Origin of the sequence: Bradyrhizobium sp. CCH5-F6 (assembly GCF_001556045.1) — a bacterium.
In the GTDB taxonomy this organism is placed as follows: Bacteria; Pseudomonadota; Alphaproteobacteria; order Rhizobiales; family Xanthobacteraceae; genus Bradyrhizobium.
This window is the reverse complement of record NZ_LSIC01000119.1, coordinates 1-24,113: the sequence shown is the minus strand read 5'-3', so window position 1 is coordinate 24,113 and position 24,113 is coordinate 1. Positions and strand designations below refer to the sequence as shown.

At 65.1% G+C, this 24,113-nt stretch carries 24 protein-coding genes; 7 read left to right on the top strand and 17 right to left on the bottom strand.

Features of this window, described 5'->3' with window-relative positions; translation table 11 throughout:
- Both AX729_RS38780 and AX729_RS20985 read left to right on the top strand, forming a co-directional pair.
- Window positions 1–3,767: response regulator (locus AX729_RS38780; RefSeq protein ID WP_156457106.1), on the top strand; the 3,767-nt coding region annotated here is incomplete at its 5' end.
- Window positions 3,768–3,780: 13 nt separating this feature from the next.
- Window positions 3,781–5,268 (top strand): HWE histidine kinase domain-containing protein, encoded by a 1,488-nt coding sequence (locus tag AX729_RS20985; RefSeq protein ID WP_061026274.1) that lies wholly within the window; start codon window positions 3,781–3,783, stop codon window positions 5,266–5,268.
- On the opposite strand, the gene AX729_RS20980 is transcribed toward AX729_RS20985, so the two are convergent.
- Window positions 5,265–5,486: a hypothetical protein gene (locus AX729_RS20980; RefSeq protein ID WP_061026273.1), complete on the bottom strand. Its 222-nt coding sequence runs from the start codon at window positions 5,484–5,486 to the stop codon at window positions 5,265–5,267. The genes AX729_RS20985 and AX729_RS20980 overlap by 4 nt on opposite strands.
- Window positions 5,487–5,625: 139 nt before the next feature.
- On the opposite strand from AX729_RS20980, the gene AX729_RS20975 reads away from it, so the two are divergent.
- The gene (locus tag AX729_RS20975) at window positions 5,626–5,883 is read left to right on the top strand and encodes a hypothetical protein (RefSeq protein WP_061026278.1); all 258 of its coding nucleotides are present in this window, start codon (window positions 5,626–5,628) and stop codon (window positions 5,881–5,883) included.
- 155 nt (window positions 5,884–6,038) lie between these two features.
- On the opposite strand, the gene AX729_RS20970 is transcribed toward AX729_RS20975, so the two are convergent.
- Window positions 6,039–6,257 carry a hypothetical protein gene (locus tag AX729_RS20970; protein ID WP_061026272.1) on the bottom strand — a complete coding sequence of 73 codons (219 nt, stop codon included), beginning with the start codon at window positions 6,255–6,257 and terminating at the stop codon, window positions 6,039–6,041.
- A 116-nt stretch (window positions 6,258–6,373) separates the two neighbouring features.
- On the opposite strand from AX729_RS20970, the gene AX729_RS20965 reads away from it, so the two are divergent.
- Both AX729_RS20965 and AX729_RS20960 read left to right on the top strand, forming a co-directional pair.
- The gene (locus tag AX729_RS20965) at window positions 6,374–6,568 is read left to right on the top strand and encodes a DUF3072 domain-containing protein (protein WP_061026271.1); all 195 of its coding nucleotides are present in this window, start codon (window positions 6,374–6,376) and stop codon (window positions 6,566–6,568) included.
- A gap of 89 nt (window positions 6,569–6,657) precedes the next feature.
- The gene (locus tag AX729_RS20960) at window positions 6,658–6,933 is read left to right on the top strand and encodes a DUF6496 domain-containing protein (RefSeq protein WP_061026270.1); all 276 of its coding nucleotides are present in this window, start codon (window positions 6,658–6,660) and stop codon (window positions 6,931–6,933) included.
- Window positions 6,934–6,945: 12 nt separating this feature from the next.
- On the opposite strand, the gene AX729_RS20955 is transcribed toward AX729_RS20960, so the two are convergent.
- Together AX729_RS20955 and AX729_RS20950 are read right to left on the bottom strand one after the other, a co-directional pair.
- Window positions 6,946–7,308, bottom strand: a complete 363-nt coding sequence (locus AX729_RS20955) for a hypothetical protein (protein WP_061026269.1) — start codon at window positions 7,306–7,308, stop codon at window positions 6,946–6,948.
- 265 nt (window positions 7,309–7,573) lie between these two features.
- Window positions 7,574–9,121, bottom strand: a complete 1,548-nt coding sequence (locus AX729_RS20950) for a Do family serine endopeptidase (protein ID WP_061026268.1) — start codon at window positions 9,119–9,121, stop codon at window positions 7,574–7,576.
- Window positions 9,122–9,338: 217 nt separating this feature from the next.
- Between AX729_RS20950 and AX729_RS20945 the strand changes: the two genes are divergently transcribed.
- Window positions 9,339–10,175, top strand: a complete 837-nt coding sequence (locus AX729_RS20945) for a universal stress protein (RefSeq protein WP_061026267.1) — start codon at window positions 9,339–9,341, stop codon at window positions 10,173–10,175.
- Between the two features lie 20 nt (window positions 10,176–10,195).
- Here the strand turns inward: AX729_RS20945 and AX729_RS20940 are convergent, their stop codons facing one another.
- The 9 genes from AX729_RS20940 to AX729_RS20900 all read right to left on the bottom strand — a co-directional run bounded on the left by AX729_RS20940 (window position 10,196) and on the right by AX729_RS20900 (window position 19,309).
- On the bottom strand, window positions 10,196–10,408 hold the full coding sequence (locus tag AX729_RS20940; protein WP_061026266.1) for a hypothetical protein: 213 nt from the start codon (window positions 10,406–10,408) through the stop codon (window positions 10,196–10,198).
- A 171-nt stretch (window positions 10,409–10,579) separates the two neighbouring features.
- Entirely contained in the window at window positions 10,580–11,314 is a 735-nt protein-coding gene (rpe, locus tag AX729_RS20935; RefSeq protein WP_061026265.1) for a ribulose-phosphate 3-epimerase, read from the bottom strand.
- Entirely contained in the window at window positions 11,311–12,234 is a 924-nt protein-coding gene (gene cbbX / locus AX729_RS20930) for a CbbX protein (protein ID WP_061026277.1), read from the bottom strand. Before cbbX ends, rpe begins: the two co-directional genes overlap by 4 nt.
- A 94-nt stretch (window positions 12,235–12,328) precedes the next feature.
- A complete protein-coding gene (locus AX729_RS20925; protein ID WP_061026264.1) occupies window positions 12,329–12,736 on the bottom strand; it encodes a ribulose bisphosphate carboxylase small subunit in 408 nt (135 codons plus the stop codon).
- 11 nt (window positions 12,737–12,747) lie between these two features.
- Window positions 12,748–14,208, bottom strand: coding sequence for a form I ribulose bisphosphate carboxylase large subunit (locus AX729_RS20920; protein WP_061026263.1), 1,461 nt, complete (start codon window positions 14,206–14,208; stop codon window positions 12,748–12,750).
- Between the two features lie 43 nt (window positions 14,209–14,251).
- Window positions 14,252–15,337: a class II fructose-bisphosphate aldolase gene (gene fba / locus AX729_RS20915; RefSeq protein ID WP_061026262.1), complete on the bottom strand. Its 1,086-nt coding sequence runs from the start codon at window positions 15,335–15,337 to the stop codon at window positions 14,252–14,254.
- Window positions 15,338–15,348: 11 nt separating this feature from the next.
- Window positions 15,349–17,367: a transketolase gene (gene tkt / locus AX729_RS20910; RefSeq protein WP_061026261.1), complete on the bottom strand. Its 2,019-nt coding sequence runs from the start codon at window positions 17,365–17,367 to the stop codon at window positions 15,349–15,351.
- Window positions 17,368–17,383: 16 nt separating this feature from the next.
- Window positions 17,384–18,259 carry a phosphoribulokinase gene (locus tag AX729_RS20905; protein ID WP_061026260.1) on the bottom strand — a complete coding sequence of 292 codons (876 nt, stop codon included), beginning with the start codon at window positions 18,257–18,259 and terminating at the stop codon, window positions 17,384–17,386.
- Between the two features lie 12 nt (window positions 18,260–18,271).
- Entirely contained in the window at window positions 18,272–19,309 is a 1,038-nt protein-coding gene (locus AX729_RS20900) for a class 1 fructose-bisphosphatase (RefSeq protein ID WP_061026276.1), read from the bottom strand.
- A 118-nt stretch (window positions 19,310–19,427) separates the two neighbouring features.
- Here AX729_RS20900 and AX729_RS20895 point away from each other — a divergent pair, with 118 nt between their 5' ends.
- A complete protein-coding gene (locus tag AX729_RS20895) occupies window positions 19,428–20,405 on the top strand; it encodes a LysR family transcriptional regulator (protein ID WP_061026259.1) in 978 nt (325 codons plus the stop codon).
- A gap of 236 nt (window positions 20,406–20,641) precedes the next feature.
- Here the strand turns inward: AX729_RS20895 and AX729_RS20890 are convergent, their stop codons facing one another.
- From AX729_RS20890 to AX729_RS20875, 4 genes are all read right to left on the bottom strand, one after another.
- Window positions 20,642–20,839 (bottom strand): hypothetical protein, encoded by a 198-nt coding sequence (locus AX729_RS20890; protein ID WP_061026275.1) that lies wholly within the window; start codon window positions 20,837–20,839, stop codon window positions 20,642–20,644.
- A gap of 138 nt (window positions 20,840–20,977) precedes the next feature.
- Window positions 20,978–21,397 carry a hypothetical protein gene (locus AX729_RS20885; protein ID WP_061026258.1) on the bottom strand — a complete coding sequence of 140 codons (420 nt, stop codon included), beginning with the start codon at window positions 21,395–21,397 and terminating at the stop codon, window positions 20,978–20,980.
- A gap of 138 nt (window positions 21,398–21,535) precedes the next feature.
- Window positions 21,536–22,729 (bottom strand): MFS transporter, encoded by a 1,194-nt coding sequence (locus tag AX729_RS20880; RefSeq protein WP_061026257.1) that lies wholly within the window; start codon window positions 22,727–22,729, stop codon window positions 21,536–21,538.
- A 57-nt stretch (window positions 22,730–22,786) separates the two neighbouring features.
- Window positions 22,787–23,404, bottom strand: a complete 618-nt coding sequence (locus AX729_RS20875) for a TetR/AcrR family transcriptional regulator (protein ID WP_061026256.1) — start codon at window positions 23,402–23,404, stop codon at window positions 22,787–22,789.
- Window positions 23,405–24,113: the final 709 nt, after the last annotated feature.

Here is a 24,113-nt window from a genome sequence, read left to right as displayed (position 1 = left end):
CCGGCACCTGGAAGGACCTCACCGACAACGTCAACTTCATGGCCTCGAACCTGACGGCCCAGGTCCGCAACATCGCCGAGGTCGCGACCGCGATCGCCGGCGGCGACCTCTCCAAGAAGATCACGGTGGACGTGCGCGGCGAGATCCTTCTCTTGAAGGACACGCTGAACACCATGGTCGAGCAGCTGCGCTCCTTCGCCGCCGAAGTGACGCGCGTGGCGCGCGAGGTCGGCACCGAAGGGCGGCTCGGCGGTCAGGCCGTCGTGCCCGGCGTCGGCGGCACCTGGAAGGACCTCACCGACAACGTCAACCTCCTGGCTGCGAACCTGACAACGCAGGTCCGCAACATCGCCGAAGTCACCACCGCGGTCGCGCGGGGCGACCTCTCGCGCAAGATCACGGTGGACGTGAAGGGCGAAATCCTCGAGCTGAAGAACACCATCAACACCATGGTGGACCAGCTCAACGCTTTCGCCGGCGAAGTCACGCGCGTGGCGCGCGAGGTCGGCACCGAAGGCAAGCTCGGCGGCCAGGCACAGGTGCCCGGCGTCGCCGGCACCTGGAAGGATCTTACCGACACCGTGAACTTCATGGCGGCGAACCTGACCGAGCAGGTGCGCGGCATCGTCAAGGTGGTGACCGCGGTCGCCAACGGCGATCTGAAGCAAAATCTCACCGTGAAGTCGAAGGGCGAGGTCGCGGCGCTCGCCGACACCATCAACAACATGACCGAGACGCTCGCGACTTTCGCCGACCAGGTGACGTCGGTGGCGCGCGAGGTCGGCGTCGAAGGCCGCCTCGGCGGTCAGGCCAACGTGCCCGGCGCCGCCGGCACCTGGAAGGATCTCACCGGCAACGTGAACCTGCTCGCGGCCAACCTCACCTCACAGGTGCGCGCGATCGCGGAAGTCGCGACTGCCGTGACCAAGGGCGACCTGACGCGGTCGATCCAGGTCGACGCCCGCGGCGAGGTCGCGGAGCTGAAAGACAACATCAACACGATGATTACCAACCTGCGGCTCACGACCGAGCTGAACACCGAGCAGGACTGGCTGAAGACAAACCTCGCGAAATTCACCAACATGCTCCAGGGCCAGCGCGACCTCACCACCGTCGGCCGGCTGCTGCTCACCGAATTGTCGCCGCTGGTGAACGCCCATACCGGCGTGATCTACCAGGTCGAGAACGAGAACGATCCGCAGCTCCGGCTGCTCGCCTCTTACGCCAGCGACGGCGTCTATCCCTATCAATCCGTGCTGCAATTCGGCGAAGGCCTGATCGGCCAGTGCGCGCTCGACAAACGGCCACGCATGGTCGCCGACATTCCGTCCGACGTGGTGCCGATCAACTCGGCGCTGTTCCGCGTCGCGCCGAAGAACCTCGTGGTGCTCCCGGTGCTGTTCGAAGGCGAGGTCAAGGCCGTGATCGAGCTCGCCTCGCTGGTCTCCTTCACGACCTCGCAAATGACCTTCCTGGAGCAGCTCACCGACTCCATCGGCATCGTTCTCAATTCGATCGAAGCGACGATGCAGACCGAAGGCCTGCTCAAACAGTCGCAACAGCTCGCAGGCGAACTGCAGACCCAGCAGCGCGAATTGCAGCAGACCAACGACCAGCTCGAGCAGAAGGCACAGCAGCTCGCCGAGCGCAACGTCGAGGTGGAACGCAAGAACCAGGAGATCGAGCAGGCCCGCCGCGCGCTGGAAGAGAAGGCCACCGAGCTTGCGCTGACCTCGAAATACAAGTCCGAATTCCTCGCCAATATGAGCCACGAGCTGCGCACGCCGCTGAACTCGATCCTGATCCTCGGACAACAGCTCAGCGACAACCCGGATGGCAACCTCTCGGCCAGGCAGGTCGAGTTCGCCCGCACCATCCACGGCGCCGGCACCGACCTGCTCAATCTCATCAGCGACATTCTGGATCTGTCAAAGATCGAGTCGGGCACGGTCACGGTCGATGCCGAGGAGATCCTGACCGCGAACCTGCTCGAGACCGTCGGCCGGCCGTTCCGGCACGAGGCGGACAACCGCAATCTGTCGTTCAGGATCGACGTCGATCCGAACCTGCCACGCAGCATCGTCACCGACTCCAAGCGCCTGCAACAGGTCCTGAAGAACCTGCTCTCCAACGCCTTCAAGTTCACCGCCGAAGGCGAAGTGCGCCTGAAGGTCGCCGGCGCGATCGGCGGCTGGGGGACGGATCACCCGGTGCTGAACTCCGCGCCGGCCGTGATCGCGTTCGAAGTATCCGATACCGGCATCGGCATTCCCCTGGAGAAGCAGAAGCTGATCTTCGAGGCGTTCCAGCAGGCGGATGCCGGCACCAGCCGCAAATACGGCGGCACCGGACTGGGACTCGCGATCAGCCGCGAACTCGCCAGCTTGCTCGGAGGCGAGATTCACTTGCGCAGCCTGCCGGGCAAGGGCTCGTCCTTCACGCTCTATCTGCCCTTGAAATATTCCGGCCCGACGCTCGCGCCGCGCACGCCCGCGCCGCAGCAGCTCAGCCAGCCGCCGGCGCTGCAAGCGAGCGCGCCCGAGCAGCGGGTCATAGAGCAGTTGCCCGACGACCGGCTCAACCTCGAGCCCGGCGACACCATCCTCCTGATCGTCGAGGACGATCCGCACTATGCCCGGGTGCTCGTCGATCTGGCCCGCGACAAGGGCTTCAAGATCCTGGTCGCCGCCCGCGGCGCCGAAGCGCTGGAGCTCGCCAAGCAGTACCAGCCGACGGCGGTCTCCCTCGACGTCTTCCTGCCGGACATGCTGGGCTGGACGGTGCTGAACCAGCTCAAGCACAATCCGCTGACCCGCCACATCCCCGTGCAGATCATCACCCTCGACGAGGACCGCCAGCATGCGCTGGCGCGCGGCGCGTTCTCCTTCGTCAACAAGCCGACGACGACCGAGGGCGTATCGGCCGCGCTGACGCAGATAAAGGAATATGCTCGGCCACGGCGCAAGCGGCTGCTGATCGTCGAGGACAACGAGGCCGAGCAGCTCTCGATCCGCGAGCTGCTGCATCACGACGACATCGAGATCCTGGCGGCCGACACCGGCGCCGGGGCGCTCTCGACCTTGCGCGAGCAGCCCTGCGATTGCGTGGTGCTCGACTTGCGGCTGCCCGACATGAGCGGCTTCGAGGTGCTCGACCAGATCCGCAACGACGAGGCGCTGTCGAACATCCCTGTCGTGGTGTTCACCGGCCGCGAGCTTTCGGCGGAAGAGGATGCCGAGCTTCACACCATGGCGCGCAGCATCGTGGTCAAGGGCGTGGAGTCGCCGGAGCGCCTGCTCGACGAGACGGCTCTGTTCCTGCACCGCGTGGTCACGGAACTGCCGCTCGAGAAGCAGCGCATGCTGGAGAAGCTGAACAGTTCCGACGAGGATCTGATCGGCAAGACCGCCCTGCTCGTCGACGACGATGCCCGCAACATCTTCGCCCTGTCGAGCGTTCTGGAACGGCGCGGCATGAAAGTGCTGACGGCGACGACTGGCAGCGAGGCAGTGACACTGGTCGAATCCAATCCGGAAATCGCGATCGTGCTGATGGACATCATGATGCCGCAGATGGATGGCTATCAGACCATCGGTGTGATCCGCGAGAACCCGGCCTTCGCCCGTCTTCCGATCATCGCGCTGACCGCCAAGGCGATGAAGGGCGATCGTGAGAAATGCCTCGAAGCCGGCGCGTCCGACTACCTCGCCAAGCCCGTCAACACCGATCAATTGCTGCTTGCGATCCGCATGTGGCTGCACCGCTGAGTTGGATCCGCGAATGGACCACGAAAAGGTCAACATCTTGCTCGTCGACGACCAGCCGGCCAAGCTGCTCGCCTATGAGGTGATATTGAAGGATCTCGGCGAGAACCTCGTGATCGCCTCCTCGGGGCGCGAGGCGCTGGAGGTGCTGCTCAAGACCGAGATCGCCGTGATCCTTGTCGACGTCTGCATGCCCGAACTCGACGGCTTCGAGCTGGCCGCGATGATCCGCGAGCATCCGCGTTTCCAGAAGACGGCGATGATCTTCATCTCGGCCATCCAGGTCAGCGACATCGACCGGTTGCGCGGCTACGAGATGGGCGCTGTCGACTACGTGCCTGTGCCGGTGGTGCCGGAAGTGCTGCGCGCCAAGATCAAGGTGTTTGCCGAGCTCTACCGCAAGACGCGCGAGCTCGAACGGCTGAACCACGAGCTCGAGGACCGCGTCCGCGCACGCACCGCGGAACTGGAGAGCTCCACCGCCAAGCTGCGCGAAAGCGAGCAGCGGCGCAGCATGGCGATCGCCGCGGGCAAGATGGGATCATGGGACTGGGACTGGATCAGCGGCGATTGGATGTGGGACGAGGGACAATACCGCATCTTCGGCGTCAGCGCAGAGAGCTTCGAGGTCAATCCGGCCAACGTTCAGGCGCTGTTGCATCCCGATGATGTCGACCAGTTGCGCAAGGCGATCGCCGAGTTCAACAAGGGCACGCGCTCCTATGAGACCGAGTTCCGCATCGTGCGGCCCGACGGTGAGGTGCGCTGGTGCGTCGGCACGGCGGCCGCGACGGTCGACGAGAGCGGGCGCGTGGTGCGAGTGAGCGGCGTCACGGTCGATATCACCGAGCGCAAGCGCGCCGAGGAGCGGCAAAATCTCCTGGCGCGGGAAGTCGATCATCGCGCCAAGAACGCGCTGGCGCTGGCGCAGTCGATCGTGCGCCTGACCCGGGCCGATGAGGTCAAGGCCTATGTCAACGCCGTCGAGGGACGCATCAACGCACTGGCGCGCGTGCACACCATCCTGTCGCTGTCGAGCTGGCAGGGCGCCGAACTCTCCAGGCTGATCGAGGAGGAACTCGCGCCCTATTCGCTCGGCGGCCAGATCAGATTGGCAGGTTCCGAGGTTCAGTTGCTGCCGGCAACGGCCCAGACGCTGGCGCTCGCGCTGCACGAGCTCTTCACCAATTCGGCGAAGTATGGCGCGCTCTCGACACGGTCGGGGCGGCTCGCCATCGATTGGCGGGTCGAGGACGAGGTGCTCACGCTGAGGTGGGAAGAATCCGGCGGGCCGCTGGTAACGACACCGAAATCTCGCGGCTTCGGCACGCGGAGCCTTCTTGCGAGCGTCGAGTCCCAGCTTGGCGGACAGGCGCAATTCGATTGGCGCGCCGAGGGCCTGGTGTGCCGTCTGGAGGTGCCGTTGACGCGCAAGACGGCGACGGCCGCACTCGGCAAGTTCGACACCGCCACCTCCGCCGAGCTGCAACGCGCATCCGGTTAGCCGGACGCTGCGCTCGTCATGCGCTCCGCCATCCGCGGTTCGCGAGCGATCCGCCCTTCCAGCCAGGCTTCCGTTCGGGCGAGATCTCGCAGTGCCCCGGCGTAGCGGCGTGCCGCGCTCCGCTCCGCACCACGCGGGAGCGTGCGGGCCTTGCGCAGGATGTCCGCGGCCGCATTGCGATAGGCCAGCGAGCGGTAAAGAAAGACGACCTTACCCATATCGATGTTCCCGTTTTGATGGCGTTCATCTTGGCAAACCCGGCATGAACGTCGGATGAAGCGGACGATGAAAATCCCAGCCATTCACGGGAACCAGGAAATCAAGCGCGCGTTTGCATGCCAGTTCGGGATGCAGCCCATGCGCACGAAGAAGTCGTCCGAGCTGATCTCCGCCAGCGGCCTCATCAAGCTGATGACGCATGCGATGATGGGCGCAGCCCTCGGCCTCGCCTTCAGCCTCGCGCTCGTGCTGTCCAATCCAGCCGTGGCCAACCTCTTGAACAACGGCGGAAGCCAGGCAGCTTTGATCTTCGCCCTCACCTTGGTGACGACTTTCGCGATCGGCGCGACGCTCACCGGCGTCGTGTTCATCCTTGAAGAAGACAAGCAATCTTGAGGCGTTGGTGACCGCCACCGCGGAGCCCTCCACCTTGGCGCCCGGCGCCTCCTGCTGCCAGCATCCAGGGCCCCGGCGTTCGCGCTGCCCGCACATGCAGTCCGACGCGCAGTTTCGAGATTGGTAGGAACCTCCCCCACGCGCTCCCGAAGATCTCAGCGCCTGATTCCGCTCACGGGATTGCCGACTGCCTTCACGGGCCGAAGGCGCACCCGGTCACGGACATCGGGCAGAACGCTGCTGCCGCCAGCCGCCTTCCATTCGCCGATCAGGAGGTTGATTTTCCGGCGCAGATCCATCTGCGCCAGGGCCCTTTCCGTGCAGTCGCAGTCGCGCTCGACGAGGTCGCGCACCGACGCCTCGACGTCGGCCATTTCGAGCCTCAAGGCCCTGATTTTACGTCGAATTTCATTAATTCGGTTGTCCATGGCTTGTTAGAACAAAATAAGAACATATAGTCAAGCCGCTATTTTTAGAATGGAGAAGCCAGATGCAGGGGCAAACCAGGTTCGACGCCAGGGTTTTTCTCAGCGAGCAGATGACGCGGGCGCAGGGCCTCAGGCTGAAACGACTGAGCGACGAGGCCTATCAACCCGCCCAATATGCGCGCGATCTGTCGTTCAGCGAGGCCGCACGGCGCATTCAGGCGCTGGAAGCGGAAATCGAGCTGGCGAATTCCTTCTAGCCTGCATTGCGCCGCAGGACGGGTTGCATACGCGTTGTCGGAACCATGACGGGTGCCGACTGGTTCTCCACGGCCAAAGGGAGAACAGCATGGCACGCAAGGCAAAGAAGCGCCGCTACTCACGCAGCACCGGCAGCGATGTCGCAAGCGAGATGCGGCGCTACAAGAAGGGCACCGCCAAGAGCGGCCGCGGGGGACGCGGCGGCCGCGTGAAAAGCCGCAAGCAGGCGATCGCGATTGGATTGTCGAAGGCACGCAAGAAGGGCAAGAAAGTTCCGAAGAAGGCGTCGAAGCGCAAGAGCGCCAAGACGACGTCCAGAAAGTCGTCAAGGACGTCGTCGAAGCGCAAATCCAGCAAGCGCTGACGCTGACCAGTTTCAGATCATGCTGCCGGGCATGAAGCAGCGGATCGAAATCCCGAACGCCGTCTTCACCGGCCAGACCATGGTGCGGCCTGCCCTGTTCGGCTCAGTGATGACGGCTTCGTCCGGCACATCGATCCACTGCCCGTCAATACGCACACGGTAACGGCCGTTGTGAGACTCCCAGTCGGGATCGGCAACGGCAAAACCATCCGCGTCCGAGCAGCACGGACCAAGGTGGCTGCGCAAGCCGTCGAACCATGGCTTCAGGGGGGAATCGGCGTAGCGGCCGTCGTCGCGCCCAAGCGCGTTTGCACTCCACAGCACCAATGGCGCCACGAGCAGCGCACACCTCAGCGAGAGCTTCAATCGATCCATGGCGGCACCGATCAAATGCGAACCACCGGCCTGTCCAGCGCCGGGTAGTTCGGGTTCCACGCTTGCGACCCGAGTCCAGGGCTACGTTGCCGCAGATCACGGAGGCACGTCAGGATTGTGATCGGCGAACACGGCTTTTTCGGACGCACCGGGTCCTCATGCCTGCCGTTAACGAGAATGTTATCGAGGCGTATGGGAATCTCGAGAGCGCAAAAAAGGCGGCCTGTGGGCCGCCTTTTCAGATCGTCGCCGGTCGAGGTACGCGTTAGGCGAGTGGCACCGCGACGAAACGCGTCGCCTCCGCGCTTCTGACCTGCAACAGCACGCTGCGCTTGCCCGACGATTTGGCCTGCGCCAGCTCCGAACGAACGTCGCCGACATTGGCGACCGCCTTGCCGCCGACATTGAGAATGACGTCGCCGGTCTGAATGCCGCGCTGTGCCGCCGGCCCTTGCGGATCGACTTCGGTGACGACGACGCCCTTCTGGCCCGCGCCCTGGACGTCACCTGCCGGCGCCAGGCTGAGACCGAGTCGCGGCGTGCCGGCATTCGACTGCGCCCTGCCCTCGTCGGCATTGCCGCTTCCTTTGGCTTGGCGCTCGTTCGGCAGCTCGCCGAGCGCCAGGGTCACCGTTTTGCTGTCGCCCTTGCGGAAGACATCGAGCTTCACGGACGTGCCCGGCGCCAAGGTGGCGATGGTGCGGGCGAGGTCGCGGGAGTCCTTGATCGTGGTGCCGTTGACGGCGGTGATGACGTCCCCCGCCTCGATGCCGGCCTTCGCCGCCGGGCTGCCATCTTGCGGATTGTCGACGATCGCACCGCGCGCCTCCTTGAGGCCCAGGCTGTCGGCAATATCCGATGTCACGGGCTGCACCTGCACGCCCAGCCAGCCCCGGGTGACCGCGCCCTTGTCCTTCAATTGCGCGACGACGAGCTTGGCGGTCGAGGCCGGAATATCGAAGCCGATGCCGACCGAGCCGCCCGAGGGCGAGAAGATCGCAGTGTTCACGCCGATCACGTTGCCGTTCATGTCGAAGGCCGGGCCGCCGGAATTGCCCTTGTTGATGGGCGCATCGATCTGGATGAAATCGTCATAGGGACCATTGCCGATATCCCGGCCGCTGGCCGAGACGATGCCGGCGGTCACAGTGCCGCCGAGACCGAAGGGATTGCCGACCGCGACCACCCAGTCGCCGATGCGCGGCTTCTGGTCGGAGAATTTGACGAACGGAAAGTCCTTCCTGCCATCGACCTTGATCAGCGCGAGATCGGTCTTCGGATCGGTGCCGACGACTTTCGCGCTATAGGTCGTGCCATCGTCCATCGTCACCTGGACGGACTCGGCGTGGTCGACGACGTGGTTGTTGGTCACGGCATAGCCGTCGGCGGAAATGAAGAAGCCGGAGCCCTCGCCCGTGATCATCTGATGGCGCTGGCGCGGCGTGCCGTTCATGCCGCCCGGGAAGCGGAAGCCGAACTGCCGCGAGAACTGGTCTAACGGCGCCTCCTCGTCCGAATCCATCCGATTCTGCTGCAGCATCGCGCTCTTGTCGTTGTCCCGATCGATCTTCACCCGCACCGAGATCACCGCGGGTTTGACCTTGCTGACCAGATCGCCGAAGCCCGGCGGCGTCGCAGCGGCTTCCGCGGCCTGAGCCGGCGCAACGAAGGAGTTCATGCCGAACGGCGACGAGCCTGGCGCCATTGACAGGGCGGCCACGCCCAGCGCGGCCACGGTGCCGAGCAGCGCGAGCCGGCGCGGACGCAAGATCTTGCGAGAGGTGGCGGTGTCGGAATTGACGGGATCGTTCATGTCGAAATGTCCATGTTGAGCTGATGTCGCCTTGCCCTCAACATGGCCGTTGCCACCTTACAGCGTCCCGTCCATCCGATTAAATCTCGGCAAACAATGGCCGAGCGGGCGCAGCCGGCAAATCGTCGCCGACCGTTTGATGCAGCTCAACACGGGTCCTTCGCGCAGTGAAAAACTGCGGCCGTCGGATGATATCCACGTCCAGCGGAGGCGCGCCATGTACAAAGACATTCTCGTCCACATTCCCACCGAACGTCCAATGCGTCCCGCGATCGAGGGCTCGATCTCGCTCGCGGCGCACCTGAACGCGCATCTCGACGCGGTCGCGGTCGGCTTTGTCGCAACCAGTACAGCTTACGTGATGGAGGGGGGCGCCGCGGTGGCGGCCGTGTTCGAGCTGGAACGTGAGCGCGCCGTGGAACGGGCCGAGGCCGCGCTCGCGGTGTTCAAGAGCGAAGCGGCGAACGCCGGCATCTCCTACGCCTGCCACGCACTCGGCGCGATCCCGGCGGATGCAGCCGTCTCGCTCGGCGAGATGGCGCGACTGCACGACCTCAGCATCGTGCTCCAGCCTGATCCGGCGCAGGGCTCGTTCGACAACGACGTACCAGGCGAGATCCTGTTCCAGGCCGGCGGCCCGGTGCTGTTCCTGCCCTATACCTTCCGTGGAGCCTTCAAGGCGAACCGGATCGGCATCTGCTGGGACGGCAGCCGGCTCGCTGCCCGCGCCGTGCGCGACGCAACAACGTTCCTGGCGCGCGCCGCAGAGATCGTGATCATCACCATCAACGAGGCCGATACCGCGCCCGGCGAAGCCTCAGCGAGCAGTCTGGCAAAGCATCTCGGCCGGCGCGGACTGTCGACGCGCACGGTCGCGCTGTCGGCAACGCGCGCCGACATTCAGCCGACCATCCTGTCGCTGGCGGCGGACGAGAGTCTCGATCTCCTGGTGATGGGCGGCTACGGCCATTCGCGGTTGCAGGAGCGCGTCCTGGGGGGCGTCACCCGCGCCATGCTGGAAGCCATGACGGTTCCGACCCTGATGTCGCATTGATCCGAGCCGGCTTGGCGCCATCACGCCGCGACGGGAGCTTCCCATGTCGGGGGCGTGGTGGCGTCATCATTGCGTTGCGCATTGCACGCGTCGAAATGCGCCTCGAGTTCGATTTCAGCGAGATGTTCGAAATGTTCGGCCTGGCCGAGAAGTTCCCAGGTCTGGAGCGGCCGGTAGGCCGCCTGCTGACGACAGAGGGACGCCAGCGCCCGGTAGCGACGTACGTTCTCCATGAGACCCTCCCTCGCATTCCCCGGGGTTATGGCCCCGATTTACGTCAGGCCGATGGCGATTGTGCAAAAAGTTTGCTACGCGCGCCACGCCTGATCTCGGCTCGTACTTGGGAAATGCGTACTCGGGCTAAAGTTCCAAATGGCGCCAACTGACGCTCGGCCTCCTGTGGTCTACCGGATGAGACCTCCCTCGCTTATGCGCATCCGCTGCTCAGAGTTTTGCAGGTGCGGAACTCGGCAGGCCTCGGCGGCGGCACGAATGGCTTCGATATTAGCGGCATATTCGGCAACGCCCCTGCCGCGAAACACAGCGGAGCCCGCAACGAGCGTATCCGCGCCCGCCGCGGCAACGGCCGCCGCATTGTCGCGCGTGACGCCGCCATCGACCTCGAGCCGGATCGGCCGATCGCCGATCATGGCCCGAATTCGTTTGATCTTCGCGAGTTGCGGCCCGATGAAGGACTGGCCGCCGAAGCCGGGATTGACCGTCATCACCAGCACGAGATCGAGACGATCGAGCACATACTCGATCGCGCTCTCCGGCGTCGCGGGACACAGGCTTACGCCTGCCTTCTTGCCAAGCGCCCGGATCGCCTGGAGCGAACGGTCGAGATGCGGGCCTGCCTCGGCATGCACGGTGATGACGTCGGCCCCGGCCTTCGCGAACGTCTCGAGATAGGGATCGGCCGGCGCGATCATGAGATGCACGTCGAAGACCTTCGTCGTCACCGGCCGGATCGCCTTGATGACGTCGGCACCAAAGCTGATGTTCGGCACGAAATGCCCGTCCATCACGTCGCAATGGATCCAGTCGGCGCCGGCCGCGTCGATCGCCGCAACCTCCTCGCCAAGGCGCGCGAAATCCGCCGCCAGGATCGAGGGAGCGATGATGAGCTCTCCCGTCATGGCTTCGCACTCCGCGCGTCGACGCCGCCACTGAAGACGCGGCTCGCCAGGACGTCCATGGGATCGATGGTTTCGAGGTCGGCGATATCGAGCATGCGGTCGAGATCGGACACCAGGCGATCGGCCTGCCGCAGGCGGATGCGGTCGACCGCGTTGCGGATCGAGCGCGCGTTGGAGAAGAACGGCTGGGTCCGGCGCAGCGCGATGTATTTCTCGAACGCCTCGCGCGCCGCCGCCGAGAAGCGATAGCCCCGCTCCTTCAGCATCAGCTCGGCGATGACGAGCAGCTCGTCCTCCGCATAGTCCGGAAATTCGATGTGGTGGGCGATGCGCGAGCGGAAGCCGGGATTGGAGGCGAAGAAGCTCGTCATGCGCTCGCCGTAGCCGGCGAGGATCACGACGAGATCCTCGCGCTGGTTCTCCATCACCTGGAGCAGGATCTCGATCGCCTCCTGGCCGTAGTCGCGTTCGTTGTCGGGGCGATGGAGATAGTAGGCCTCGTCGATGAACAGCACGCCGCCCATCGCCTTCTTCAAGATCTCCTTCGTCTTCGGCGCGGTGTGCCCGATATACTGGCCGACCAGATCGTCGCGCGTCACCGAGATCACCTGACCGCGCCGCACGAAGCCGAGGCCGTGCAAGATCCTGGCCATGCGCAGCGCCACGGTGGTCTTGCCGGTGCCGGGATTGCCGGTGAACGACATGTGCAGCGTCGGAGGCGACGATGCCAGGCCGGCACGCTGCCGGATGCGCTCGATCAACAGCAGCGACGCAATCTCGCGTACCCGGTTCTTAACCGGCCGGAGGCCGATCAGCTCCCGTTCGAGCTGCTGCAGCGTATCGGTGATCCCGGCGGCTTCGGCCTCCTTGCGGAGATCGAACGTGGTCTCGGTGGTGGTCGTATGGGGTACATCAAGCATCGGCGCCTCGAATAAAGGGCTTCGCCGCAGGGCGGCGGCGAAGCAGTTGTCCGCCAAGGATCTGGAGCAGGGAGGCTCCGCGCGGAAACAAAGGCTATTGCGACGCGTGCGCGACGTTCTTTCGGACAGTGCTGTACCGGATTGCGCGCCCGCCGATCTCCTGTCGCACCAACTCGAACTCTGCCTCCTGCGGCGGCCGGTTGACGAGGAAGGAGATGCGCACCGACTCCCAGCCATGGCTGGAATCGAAGCCGCTGATGCGGATGTAGCGATCGCCATACACCCGACGGCACTCGGCGAGCTCCATCATCACGCCGGCGGCATCCTGCAGATCGAACATCGGCAGGCCCCACATCTCCCAATAAGTGTTGCGGGGATGCGGGTCGTCGGTGAACTCGATGTTCACCGCCCAGCCGTTGGCGAGGCAATACTGCACCTGCTTGGAGATCTGGTCGTCGGTCAAATCGGGCAGGAACGAGAAGCAGCCCTGGGTCAGTTTCATTTTCACTCTCCTCAAACGGTTTCCAGCGCGGTCGGCACGAAGTCCGGCATGTCGGTGGACTGGTAGTTGAAAGTCACGTCCTTCCAGACCTCGAGCGCGGCCTTCAGCGGCGTGCAGGTCTCGGCCGCCCTGGCCAGGATCTCCGGCCCTTCATGGACGTAGTCGCGCCCCTCATTGCGGGCGAGGATCATCGCCTCCAGCGCCACGCGGTTGGCGATCGCGCCGGCTGCAATGCCCATGGGATGACCGATCGTGCCGCCGCCGAATTGCAGCACGACATCTTCGCCAAGCAGGTTGAGCAACTGATGCATCTGGCCGGCATGGATGCCGCCGGAGGCGACCGGCATCATCTTGTTCAGGCTTGCCCAGGACTGGTCGAAGAACAGGCCGTGCTCGAGCCTGGTCGGGTTGAAGTCCTCGCGGCAGACGTCGTAATAGCCGCGCGTGGTGTTGGGATCGCCTTCGAGCTTGCCGACCACCGTGCCGGCGTGAATGTGATCGACGCCCGCGAGCCGCATCCACTTCGCTATGACGCGGAACGACACGCCGTGGCTCTTCTGCCGGGTATAGGTCGAGTGGCCGGCGCGATGCAGATGCAGGATCATGTCGTTGCGTCGCGCCCATTTGGCCATCGACTGGATGGCGGTGTAGCCGATCACGAGGTCGATCATGACGATGACCGAGCCGAGTTCCTTGGCGAACTCCGCGCGCTCGTACATGTCCTCCATCGTCCCGGCGGTGACGTTCAGGTACGTGCCTTTCACCTCGCCCGAAGCAGCCTGCGCGCGGTTCACCGCCTCCATGCAGTAGAGGAAGCGGTCGCGCCAGTGCATGAAGGGCTGCGAGTTGATGTTCTCGTCGTCCTTGGTGAAATCGAGCCCGCCCTTCAGCGCCTCGTAGACCACGCGGCCGTAGTTGCGGCCGGAAAGCCCCAGCTTCGGCTTCACGGTCGCCCCGAGCAGCGGCCGGCCGAACTTGTCGAGCCGCTCGCGCTCGACCACGATGCCGGTGGCCGGGCCCTGGAACGTCTTCACATAGGCGATCGGGAAGCGCATGTCCTCGAGCCGCAACGCCTTCAGCGGCTTGAAGCCGAACACATTGCCGATGATGGAGGCCGAGAGGTTGGCGATCGAGCCCGGCTCGAACAGGTCGAGATCGTAGGCGATGTAGGCAAAGTATGAGCCCGGTGTACCCGGCACAGGATCGACGCGGTAGCACTTCGCGCGATATTTCTCCGCGGCGGTCAGCCGGTCGGTCCACACCACCGTCCAGGTAGCCGTCGAGGATTCGCCGGCGACTGCGGCGGATGCTTCGATCGGATCGACGCCCTCTTGAGGCGTCACGCGAAACAGTGCGATGACATCGGTGTCCTTCGGCACATAGTCGGGCTCCCAATAGCCCATGCGCGCGTATTCCATGACGCCCGAGCGATAGCGCTCCTTGCCGCGGACGGTTCCTGTATGTGCGTTCATGGCTCTCTCCCTCGTTCTTCTCTCTTCTGCTCTCTAACTCTGCTCAGGCCGCGACGTGCTCGCGGGTGTCGATGTGCGGATCCAGCTCGCCGGCACGGTAGCGTCGGGCCATCTCGCTCATCGGAATGACCTTGATCTTGCTGGCATGACCCGCGGTGCCGAACTGCTCGAAGCGCTCGCGGCAAAGCTCACGCATCGCGTCCATCGCGGGCTTGAGGAACTTGCGCGGGTCGAACTCGGAGCGCGACTGGACCGCGACCTTGCGGAACACGGCCGTCATCGCGAGGCGGCAGTCGGTGTCGATATTGACCTTGCGCACGCCGCATCGGATGCCGCGGACGATCTCCTCGACCGGCACGCCCCAGGTCTGCGGCATCTCGCCACCGAACTGGTTGAACATGTCCTGGAGCGACTGCGGCACCGACGAGGAGCCGTGCATGACCAGATGGGTGTTCGGCAGCCGGCGATGGATCTCCTCGACCACGCGCATCGCCAGGATGTCACCATCGGGCTTGCGGCTGAACTTGTAGGCGCCGTGGGAGGTGCCCATCGCGATCGCCAGGGCGTCGACCTTCGTTGCGCGAACGAAATCGACGGCCTGGTCGGGATCCGTCAAGAGCTGATCGTGGCTCACCTTGCCCTCGACGCCATGACCGTCCTCCTGCTCGCCGCCGCCGTGCTCGAGCGAGCCGAGCACGCCGAGCTCGCCTTCGACGGACGCGCCGACCCAATGCGCGAGATCGACAACGCGGCGGGTGATCGCGACGTTGTAATCGTAGTCGGCCGCGGTCTTGGCGTCGGCTTTCAGTGAACCGTCCATCATCACCGACGTGAAGCCATGGGCGATGGCGCTGGCGCAGGTCGCCTCGTCATTGCCGTGGTCCTGGTGCATGCAGAGCGGGATGTCGGGATAAGTCCGCTCCAGCGCGTCGATCATGTGCGAGAGCATGAGATCGCCGGCGTAGCTGCGCGCGCCACGCGAGGCCTGGATGATGACGGGCGCGTCGACCTCGGCCGCTGCCTGCATGATCGCGATGCCCTGCTCCATGTTGTTGATGTTGAACGCCGGCACGGCATAACCGTGGTTGGCGGCATGATCGAGCAGTTGGCGAAGGGTGATACGGGCCACGACAAGTCCTCCTATTGTCTCTTGCGGGCGATCGCTCGCCGCGCTGCTTCCGCGATGCCTTGCGGGGTGATGCCGAACTCGCGATACAGCACGGACGCAGGCGCCGAGGCGCCGAAGCCGCGCATGCCGACGAACTCGCCGTCAGCACCGATCCAGCGCGGCCAGTCGCCCAGCACCGCTGCCTCGATGCCGACGCGCGGCGCGGTGCCGAGCACTGCGGCGCGGTAGTCTTCCGGCTGCTCCTCGAACAGCGCGAAGCAAGGTGCGGAGACGACCGCCGCACGGATGTGCTCGGTCGCGAGCAGGCGGGCAGCTTCCAGCGCGATCGAGACTTCCGAGCCGGTTGCCATCAATGTCACATCGCGGCCGCCGTCCGGCGAGACGACCAGGTAGGCACCGCGCGCGACACGGTTTTGGCCGCGCGCATCGCTGCGGAACGTCGGCAAAGCCTGCCGCGACAGGCACAGCACGGACGGACGATGCTCCGCCGCCAGCGCGCAATCCCAGGCCTCCAGCGTCTCCACGGCATCAGCCGGCCGGAACACGAGCAGGTTCGGGATCACGCGCAACGCGGCGAGATGCTCGACCGGCTGGTGCGTCGGGCCGTCCTCGCCAAGCCCGATGGAGTCGTGCGTCATCACGTGGATCACGCGCAGCCGCATCAAGGCCGCAAGTCGGATCGCCGGCCGGCTGTAGTCGGAAAAGGCCAGGAACGTACCGCCGTACGGGATGAAGCCGCCATGCAGCGCGAGGCCGTTCATCGCAGCCGCCATGCCGTGCTCGCGAATACCGTAATGAATGTAGTCGCCGGTGAACGCACCGCGCTTGACCGGAGCCTGCGCCTTGGCATGCGTCAGGTTCGAATGTGTCAGGTCCGCCGAGCCGCCGACCAGACCGGGAATCGTTCCGGCGATACCATCGAGCACCTGTTGCGAGGCCTGTCGTGTCGCGAGCTTCGGCCGCTCGCCGGCAAAACGCTCGCGCAATTTCGCCGCAGCCAGCGCATAGGCGGCGGGCAGAGCCACGGCCTTGCCCTCGACGAACAGGTCGCGCTGCTCGGGCGTTGCGCTTTCATAGCGGTCGAGCCAGGCGAGACGGTCGACCTGTCCGCGTTGCCCGATCATCCGCCAGGCCTTCTGAATCGGGATCGGCACCACGAAGGGCTGATAGTCCCAACCAAGCGTCCGCCGCGCCGCTGCCGTCTGCTCGGTGCCGAGCGGCGCGCCATGCGCCTTCTCGGTGCCCTGCCGGTCCGGCGCGCCATAGCCGATGATGGTGCGGCAGGCGATCAGCGACGGTTTCGTCGTTTCACGCTCTTCCGCAATCGCCTGCTCAATGGCTTCGGGATCGTGGCCGTCGATGCGGCGCACCGACCAGCCGGAAGCCGCAAAGCGTGCGAGCTGGTCATCGGACGTCGCAAGCGAGGTCGGGCCGTCGATGGAGATGCCGTTGTCGTCGAACAGCACGATGAGGCGGCCGAGCCCGAGATGGCCGGCCAGCGAGATCGCCTCCTGGCTGATGCCTTCCATCAGGCAGCCGTCGCCCGCGATGACATAGGTGAAGTGGTCGACGAGGCCGTCGCCATGCCGCGCGTTGGCCATGCGCTCGGCGAGCGCCATGCCGACAGCGGTGGCGATCCCCTGTCCCAACGGCCCCGTCGTGGTCTCGACACCAGGCGTATGGCCATATTCGGGGTGCCCCGGCGTCTTCGAGCCCCATTGCCTGAACGCCTTGATGTCGTCGAGGCTGACATCGCCGCCGGTCAGATGCAGCAGCGCATAGAGCAGCATCGATCCGTGGCCCGCCGACAGCACGAAGCGGTCGCGGTCGGGCCAGTTCGGATGCGCCGAGTCGAATTTCAGAAAGCGCGAGAACAGCACGGTCGCGACGTCGGCCATGCCCATGGGCAGGCCGGGATGGCCGGACTGCGAGGTCTCGATGGCGTCCACCGCGAGGAAGCGCACAGCGTTGGCGAGATCGTGGTGCGTGACCGCCGTGAGGTCGGCTTCGGCACGGACGGAGATGTTCATCGGATTCTCTCCTCGTTCACTTCAGGTTTCGCTTGCGCTCGATCAGCTGCATGATCAGCGGCGTCAGGATCAGCTGCATCGCGAGATCGAGCTTGGCGCCGGGACACACGATCGAATTCGCGCGGGACATCCAGCTCTGCGGCAGCATCGAGAGCAGATAGGGGAAGTCGATACCGCGGGGGTTCTTGAAGCGGATCACGACCATCGATTCGTCCGGCGTGGGGATCCAGCGCGCGACGAACGGGTTGGAGGTATCCACCGTCGGCACGCGCTGGAAGTTGATGTCGGTCTCGCTGAATTGCGGGCAGATGTAATGGATGTAGTCAGGCATCCGCCGCAGGATCGTGTCGGTGACGGCCTCGGTCGAATAGCCGCGCGCGTTGCGGTCGCGGTGCAGCTTCTGGATCCATTCGAGATTGATCACGGGCACGACGCCGATCTTGAGATCCGCATAACGCGCGACATTCACCTTGTCCGTGACGACGGCGCCGTGCAGGCCCTCGTAGAACAGCAGGTCCGAATTCTCCGGCAGTCGCTTCCATTCGGTGAAGGTGCCGGGCGCCGCGCCGTGCAGCGCCGATTCTTCCGCGTCGTGCACATAGTGCCGAGTCGTCGCGGTGCCGGTCTCGCCGTAGTCCCGGAAGGCGCGCTCCAGCTCCTCGAACAGGTTGGTCTCGGGGCTGAAATGGCTGAAATGCTTGTTGCCGCGCTCGGCCTCCCTGGCCATTTGGGCACGCATCTCGGCGCGGTCGTAACGATGAAAGGCGTCGCCCTCGATATAGGCGGCGTTGACCTTCTCGCGAAAAAATATCTGCTCGAACGTCTTCTTGACCGAGGTGGTGCCGGCGCCGGAGGAGCCGGTGATGGAGATGATCGGATGTTTCCTGGACATGGCGCGCCTCGCTCAGAGCCGGAAGAATCCACGCCGTGCGAACAGCGGCGCTGCGACGCTGGCAACCAGCAGCGGATCGCAATGCAGCTCCTCGACGCGCCGGACCTCGTTGCTCGAGCCCATGATCAGCGGCACGCGCTGGTGCAGGCTCTGCGCAGACAGTTCGAGGATGCGCTCGCGCCCGGTCGAGGCCGAGCCGCCGGCCTGTTCGATGATCATCGCCATCGGATGCGCCTCGTAGGTGAGGCGCAGTCGGCCGTCGCCATAGCCGGGGCGCGCGTCCGAGGGATAGAGGAACACGCCGCCGCGGGTGAGGATGCGATACGCCTCCGCCACCAGCGAACCGATCCAGCGCATGTTGAAATCGTGATTGGCGGGTCCTTCGACACCGGCGAGGCATTCGTCCACGAAGGCACGCACCGGCGGATCCCAATGCCGGCGATTCGACACGTTGATCGCGAACTCGTCGCAGGCCTCCGAGATCTGCACGCCGCTGCGCGCGAGTCGGAAACAGCCCGCCTTGCGGTCGAGCGTGAAGATGTCGACGCCCTCGCCGAGAGTCAGCACCAGCGAGGTCTGGGGACCGTAGGTGACGAAGCCCGCCGCGAGCTGCGCCGAGCCGCGCTGGTGGAAGGCGAGCGAGAGATCGTCGGGCGCCGGCAGGATCGAGAAGATCGTGCCGACGGTCATGTTGATGTCGATGTTGGAGGAGCCGTCGAGCGGGTCGATCGCGATGCAGATGCGGCCGTCGCGGTCGACGATCTGGGCCTCGCGCATTTCCTCCGACGCCAGCGCCGCGATCGGCAGCCGGCTGAGGCAGCGGCGCAGGATCGCATCGGCCTGGACGTCGAGATCGCGCTGGAGATCGCCGTCGCTGTTACGGCCCGTGGTCAGGCCCGAGGCGTCGGCGAGATCGCCGGAGGCGATGAGATCGGCGATCTCGATCGCCGCGGCCGCGATGGCATCAACGGCACCAGCCACCGCCAGCGCGTGGGGTGCGGTCTCGGAATACCGTTGAAGGTGGTCGTCCAGCCTGAGTTGCCCGGTCATCTGCGCCCATCCCTTTGCCGCTGCCGCACCGTTTCCCTCCCCGGCGGAGGTTGGTGCGTTCAATTCCGGCATCAGGAGATTGACAGGCGCCGCCTAATAAGGAAAATTTCTATTCATAATGAACCTCAAAGAATTTTCTTATAATAGCCCCAGCCATGGGGCTGCGCAGCTGCGGCATCTGACGATCCGCCAACTGCGCTCGCTTGCGGCGCTCGCGGCCAAGGGCAGCGTGACGGCGGCGTCCGGCCATCTCGGCCTGACCCAGCCCGCCGTGACCCAGCAGCTCCGGCAGCTGCAGGACCTCGCCGGCCTGCCGCTGTTGCAGCGGACCGGCGACGGCATGCTGCTGACGGAAGCGGGCAAGGAGGTGCTGGCGCTGGCCGAGCGGGTCGAGGCCGCCATCACGGATTGCCAGGGCGCGCTCGATTTGCTCGCGGGGCGAACCGGCGGCACGGTGCATCTCGGCGCGGTCTCGACCGCGAAATATTTCGTGCCGCATGCGATTGCGGCATTCTCCAAGCGGCATCCCAAGATCGAGATCAAGCTCACGATCGGCAATCGCCAGGAGATCCGCGAAGCCATACACGGCTACGACCTCGACTTCGCGGTGATGGGTCGGCCACCGGCCGACGTCACCGTCGACGTACGCCAGCTCGGGCGCAATCCTCACGTGATCGTCGCACGCAAGGGCCACTGGCTGGAGAAGGATTCCGGCCTCAACCTGACGGATCTCGTGCACGAGACCTTCCTCACCCGCGAGCCCGGCTCGGGCACGCGGACGCTGATGGAGGGCTTCTTCCAGAAGTCGGATCTCGAGCCGATCATCGGCATGGAGATGAGCAGCAACGAGACCATCAAGCAGGCCGTCATCGCCGGGCTGGGCATCGCCTTCATCTCGGCCCACACCGTGGCGCATGAGCTCGCCGAAGGCCGGCTCGTCGTGCTCGACGTGGCGGGCCTGCCGATCGTCCGGCAATGGTACGTGATCCGCCGCAGCGACAAGGTGCTGCTGCCGCCCGCACAGGCGATGTTCGATTTCCTGGGCTCGGAAGGGTCGAATTATCTGCCTGATTTGCCCGAGCTCGACGGGCGATAGCCGGCCGGCGCTCAGCTCATCAGCTTCATGGCGACGGTCGCCGCCAGCACCACGATGATCTGGAGCAGACGCTCCGTCGTGAAGATCCGATTGAAGGTGGTCATCGCGTGCCCCGGCCGACGTGAAGGAGATCGGCCCGTTGCTAGCACAGCAGGATGCCGAGACAATTCCGTAATTGGCCCGTGGGCGATCTCGCCTTCGGCGCGCCGGTTCACGGCCGCACCGATGGCTGGCGATCAGGCCGCGAGTGGGGTGGAGCAGTCCGCGCGCGTCGCGAAATAGGCTTCCAGCTCCGACAGCGCCCGCGCTTCCCAATCCCTCGCCTGCTCCAGCAGCGACCAGCTCTGGCCCGGGCGGAATGCGGCGGTCTGGCGATAGAGCGATGCGATGCCGCGGTAGCGGCGCACGTTCTCCAAGATGGCGTGACCGTTCATGTCCGAAAACTCCCTCGTCATTCCCGCGGGAGAAACTGCGGCCAAATCTTTTTCGAAAAGTTAGCGGCGCGCGGCACGTGCGCGAATGGTTGCCGGACCGTTGCGCGCCCGCAACATCCGCGGTCTTGCCAGGCCAATTTATTGCGGATTCGTTGCCACGCTCTCGTCCGACGGATTCAGCCCGCCACGGCTGATGATCGTCATCGTCTCGCGGCAGAGATCGGCAAGGCCGATCAGGAGTACGGCCAGGAGGCAGAACAGGTTGATGGAATCGGCATTCGCGCTGGTCAGTGGAGTGAACCGGAAGAAGGGCGACATGAACGCCCACCACACCAGCGGGACGGTGAGCAGCGCAGCGAATACCGCCGCCGGTGCGCCCGCGACGAACGCAAGCACGAACAGGCCGGGCAGGAACGCCGCGAAATAGAGTTTTGCGCCGAGGGCGACGCAGATGCCCTGCAGCACGGCCGACATTGCAACGACGACCAGCCCGAGCAGAAACGCCTGCCACGACCATGGCCGTACCCACGCTACGCCAAACAACCCCGTACGCCTCATCAGCCTCCCCCTGCCGCCCGTTAACCGGGTCCGCTTGCGACCAAAGTACTACACCGGCACGGAAACCGCGAGGCGGAAATTGCATCCAGCTAATTCGGGTAAACGGGACGCGTCGCACAATCCTGTCTACGTCGCCTGCTACTCGGTCGCCGCGTAGAGCAGGCCGGCGACGGGCAGAGCGAGGCCAATGGCCGATGCGAGCGCCCAGCCACCCTGCGCAAAGGCGAAGGCCCCGACCGCGGAGCCGGCCGCGCCGGCTGCGAAGAACGTCGCCATGTAGAGGCCGTTGAGGCGGCTGCGGTGCTCGTGCCCGAGCGCGAAGATGGCGCGGAAGCCGAGCACGACATTGCCCTGGACACCGATGTCGATGGCGATCGCAGCCACCACCAGACAGGCGAGGTTCAGCACCGAGCCGGGCGTGCCGACATACGTCAAGAGAAAACCCACCGCCGCGAGCAGCATGGCGACCAGCGTCGCACTGCGGCTATGGCCGCGATCGGCGAGCCGTCCCGCGATCGGCGCTGCGAACACGCCGGCGACACCGGCCAGCGCAAACAGCGCGATGCCGCGCTGGGAGAAGCCGAATTCGCCGGCGAGTTGGAGCGGCGCCACGGTCCAGAACAGGGTGAAGGCGCTGAACAGGCTCGCCTGATAGAGCGCGCGGCGCCGCAGCAGCGGCGTGGTTCGCACCAGATGCGGCATCGACAACAGCAATTCGCCGTAATGCATCCGCGTGACCGGCTTGCGCTTCGGCAGCGTCATCCAGAGCACGGCTGCGAGCACGATCATCAGCGCGGCGGAGCAGAAGAACACCGCGTGCCACGACAGCGCCGCGGTGACGAAGCTCGACACCGGACGCGCCAGCATGATGCCGAGCATCAGTCCGGTCGAGACGTTGCCGACGACCCGGCCGCGGATGGCCTCAGGTGCCAGATGCGCCGCATAGGGAATGATGATCTGCACTGCGACCGAGCCGAGCCCGATGAACAGCGCGGCGATCAGGAACGGCAGCGCGTGCGTGGCGAACGCGGCGGCGAGCAGCGCCGCGGCGCCGAGCGTGATCACCGAGCAGATCAGGGTGCGGTTCTCGACGAGATCGCCGAGCGGCACGATGAAGAGAAGCCCGACGCCGTAGCCGATCTGCGTCATGGTGACGATCAGCCCGCTCGCTGCATGCGAGAGGCCGAGCGCGGTGCTGATCGGGGCGATCAGGGGCTGCGCATAGTAGATGTTGGCGGCGACCATGCCACAGGCCGCGGCAAGCACGAAGGTCAGGCGCTGCGACACCGCATCCGGTGCGGGCGCTGTCTCGATGGTGGCATTCATCGTCATTCGCATGGACTCCAGATAAGGTATAGGAAATGACTATTCCCTATTATGACAAATAATTCAGGCGAGCAGCTTCATCGCGACGTCGGCCAGGCGCTCGCCGTCGAGCCGCAGGCGAGCCTTGCCGACGACGCGCATGCCTTGCGTGATGCAGATCATCAGCCGCGCGGTGTCTTCGACGACGACATGGCGCGGAATCGAGCCGTCGGCCTGTCCCGCGCGAATGAGGCCGGCGATGAAGCTTTCGTTGGTCGCAAGCTGCGCGCTGACGCGGGAGCCGACGACGGGATCGCGTGCGGACAGTTCCACCGCGCTGCCGACCACGAGGCAGCCGCGCCGTCCCTCGACGCCCTGGGAGTGCTCGACATAGGACAGCAGAACGTTGCGGATTTGCTCGCGGCCGTTTGCGCCCCGCGCCGCCGCGCTGCGGGTCTGCTCCTGGCGCAGCGCCGTGTAGCGTTCGAAGGCGGCGAGGAAGACCGCATGCTTGTCGCGAAACGCCTTGTACACGCTTCCGGTGGCAAGCCGCATCGCCGCGGTGAGATCGCCGATCGAGGTGGCATGATAACCGCGCTCGCGAAACACGCGCACGGCGCGGTCGAGGGCGGTGTCCATGTCGAACTCACGGGGGCGGCCGGGCGGACGGGCTGACCGAGATCGGCGAGCAATCTTTTGCATTTCGGGATAATAGGGAATGATCGTTTCCGAATAAAGACACGTGGTTGTGAGCGGGTCGAAGACAGGGAATCGACGGTTCTGAAGACGCGGCTCTCGCTCGTGTCCCGGACAAGCTGCAACGCGCAAGCGTTGCAGCGCTGAGCCGGGACCGAGCCACACGGTACGATGCCGCAACATGGACCCCGGCTCTGCAGCGCACCGCTGAAGTAGCGCTGCGCACGGAAGCGAGGTACGACGCCGCGCTGCCTCCACCGTCATTGCGAGCGAAGCGAAGCAATCCAGAATCCCTCCGCGGAGGGATTCTGGATTGCTTCGTCGCTTCGCTCCTCGCAATGACGGCGTATGGAGCAGCATCGCCATCCTCCAGCACACGTCTCGACTCGCGGACACGGCTTCACGTCCTCGCAGCGCTGTTCGCCCGAGCTTTGCTTCGTCGCTCCACCCTCGAAGCCAAGAGGGCGCAGGGAAGGCCGGGTGCTGACAACGCACCCGCGGTCTGCTGCGCAAAATGCACACGCAGAAGAACCGCACAGCAGCATACAGGTGGTGCCGATCACTCGGCCTTCCCTGCGCGATGGTCGGACGGCTTATGCCGCGCTCTCCCGGGAGCCGAATTCCTTCTGGCCTCCCTCACCCTCACGGAATTCACCAGCACCGCGCCGGTTGACGCGAATGCCGCATCCGCCAAGGCTTGGCCGTAGCAACGACG

What these genes read in the sequence shown, in the direction of transcription:
- AX729_RS20985 (WP_061026274.1), top strand. Translation starts at nt 3,781, where the DNA reads ATGGACCACGAAAAGGTCAACATCTTGCTCGTCGACGACCAGCCGGCC.
- AX729_RS20980 (WP_061026273.1), bottom strand. Translation starts at nt 5,486, where the DNA reads ATGGGTAAGGTCGTCTTTCTTTACCGCTCGCTGGCCTATCGCAATGCG.
- AX729_RS20975 (WP_061026278.1), top strand. Translation starts at nt 5,626, where the DNA reads ATGCGCACGAAGAAGTCGTCCGAGCTGATCTCCGCCAGCGGCCTCATC.
- AX729_RS20970 (WP_061026272.1), bottom strand. Translation starts at nt 6,257, where the DNA reads ATGGCCGACGTCGAGGCGTCGGTGCGCGACCTCGTCGAGCGCGACTGC.
- AX729_RS20965 (WP_061026271.1), top strand. Translation starts at nt 6,374, where the DNA reads ATGCAGGGGCAAACCAGGTTCGACGCCAGGGTTTTTCTCAGCGAGCAG.
- AX729_RS20960 (WP_061026270.1), top strand. Translation starts at nt 6,658, where the DNA reads ATGGCACGCAAGGCAAAGAAGCGCCGCTACTCACGCAGCACCGGCAGC.
- AX729_RS20955 (WP_061026269.1), bottom strand. Translation starts at nt 7,308, where the DNA reads ATGGATCGATTGAAGCTCTCGCTGAGGTGTGCGCTGCTCGTGGCGCCA.
- AX729_RS20950 (WP_061026268.1), bottom strand. Translation starts at nt 9,121, where the DNA reads ATGAACGATCCCGTCAATTCCGACACCGCCACCTCTCGCAAGATCTTG.
- AX729_RS20945 (WP_061026267.1), top strand. Translation starts at nt 9,339, where the DNA reads ATGTACAAAGACATTCTCGTCCACATTCCCACCGAACGTCCAATGCGT.
- AX729_RS20940 (WP_061026266.1), bottom strand. Translation starts at nt 10,408, where the DNA reads ATGGAGAACGTACGTCGCTACCGGGCGCTGGCGTCCCTCTGTCGTCAG.
- rpe (WP_061026265.1), bottom strand. Translation starts at nt 11,314, where the DNA reads ATGACGGGAGAGCTCATCATCGCTCCCTCGATCCTGGCGGCGGATTTC.
- cbbX (WP_061026277.1), bottom strand. Translation starts at nt 12,234, where the DNA reads ATGCTTGATGTACCCCATACGACCACCACCGAGACCACGTTCGATCTC.
- AX729_RS20925 (WP_061026264.1), bottom strand. Translation starts at nt 12,736, where the DNA reads ATGAAACTGACCCAGGGCTGCTTCTCGTTCCTGCCCGATTTGACCGAC.
- AX729_RS20920 (WP_061026263.1), bottom strand. Translation starts at nt 14,208, where the DNA reads ATGAACGCACATACAGGAACCGTCCGCGGCAAGGAGCGCTATCGCTCG.
- tkt (WP_061026261.1), bottom strand. Translation starts at nt 17,367, where the DNA reads ATGAACATCTCCGTCCGTGCCGAAGCCGACCTCACGGCGGTCACGCAC.
- AX729_RS20905 (WP_061026260.1), bottom strand. Translation starts at nt 18,259, where the DNA reads ATGTCCAGGAAACATCCGATCATCTCCATCACCGGCTCCTCCGGCGCC.
- AX729_RS20900 (WP_061026276.1), bottom strand. Translation starts at nt 19,309, where the DNA reads ATGACCGGGCAACTCAGGCTGGACGACCACCTTCAACGGTATTCCGAG.
- AX729_RS20895 (WP_061026259.1), top strand. Translation starts at nt 19,428, where the DNA reads ATGAACCTCAAAGAATTTTCTTATAATAGCCCCAGCCATGGGGCTGCG.
- AX729_RS20890 (WP_061026275.1), bottom strand. Translation starts at nt 20,839, where the DNA reads ATGAACGGTCACGCCATCTTGGAGAACGTGCGCCGCTACCGCGGCATC.
- AX729_RS20885 (WP_061026258.1), bottom strand. Translation starts at nt 21,397, where the DNA reads ATGAGGCGTACGGGGTTGTTTGGCGTAGCGTGGGTACGGCCATGGTCG.
- AX729_RS20880 (WP_061026257.1), bottom strand. Translation starts at nt 22,729, where the DNA reads ATGACGATGAATGCCACCATCGAGACAGCGCCCGCACCGGATGCGGTG.
- AX729_RS20875 (WP_061026256.1), bottom strand. Translation starts at nt 23,404, where the DNA reads ATGCAAAAGATTGCTCGCCGATCTCGGTCAGCCCGTCCGCCCGGCCGC.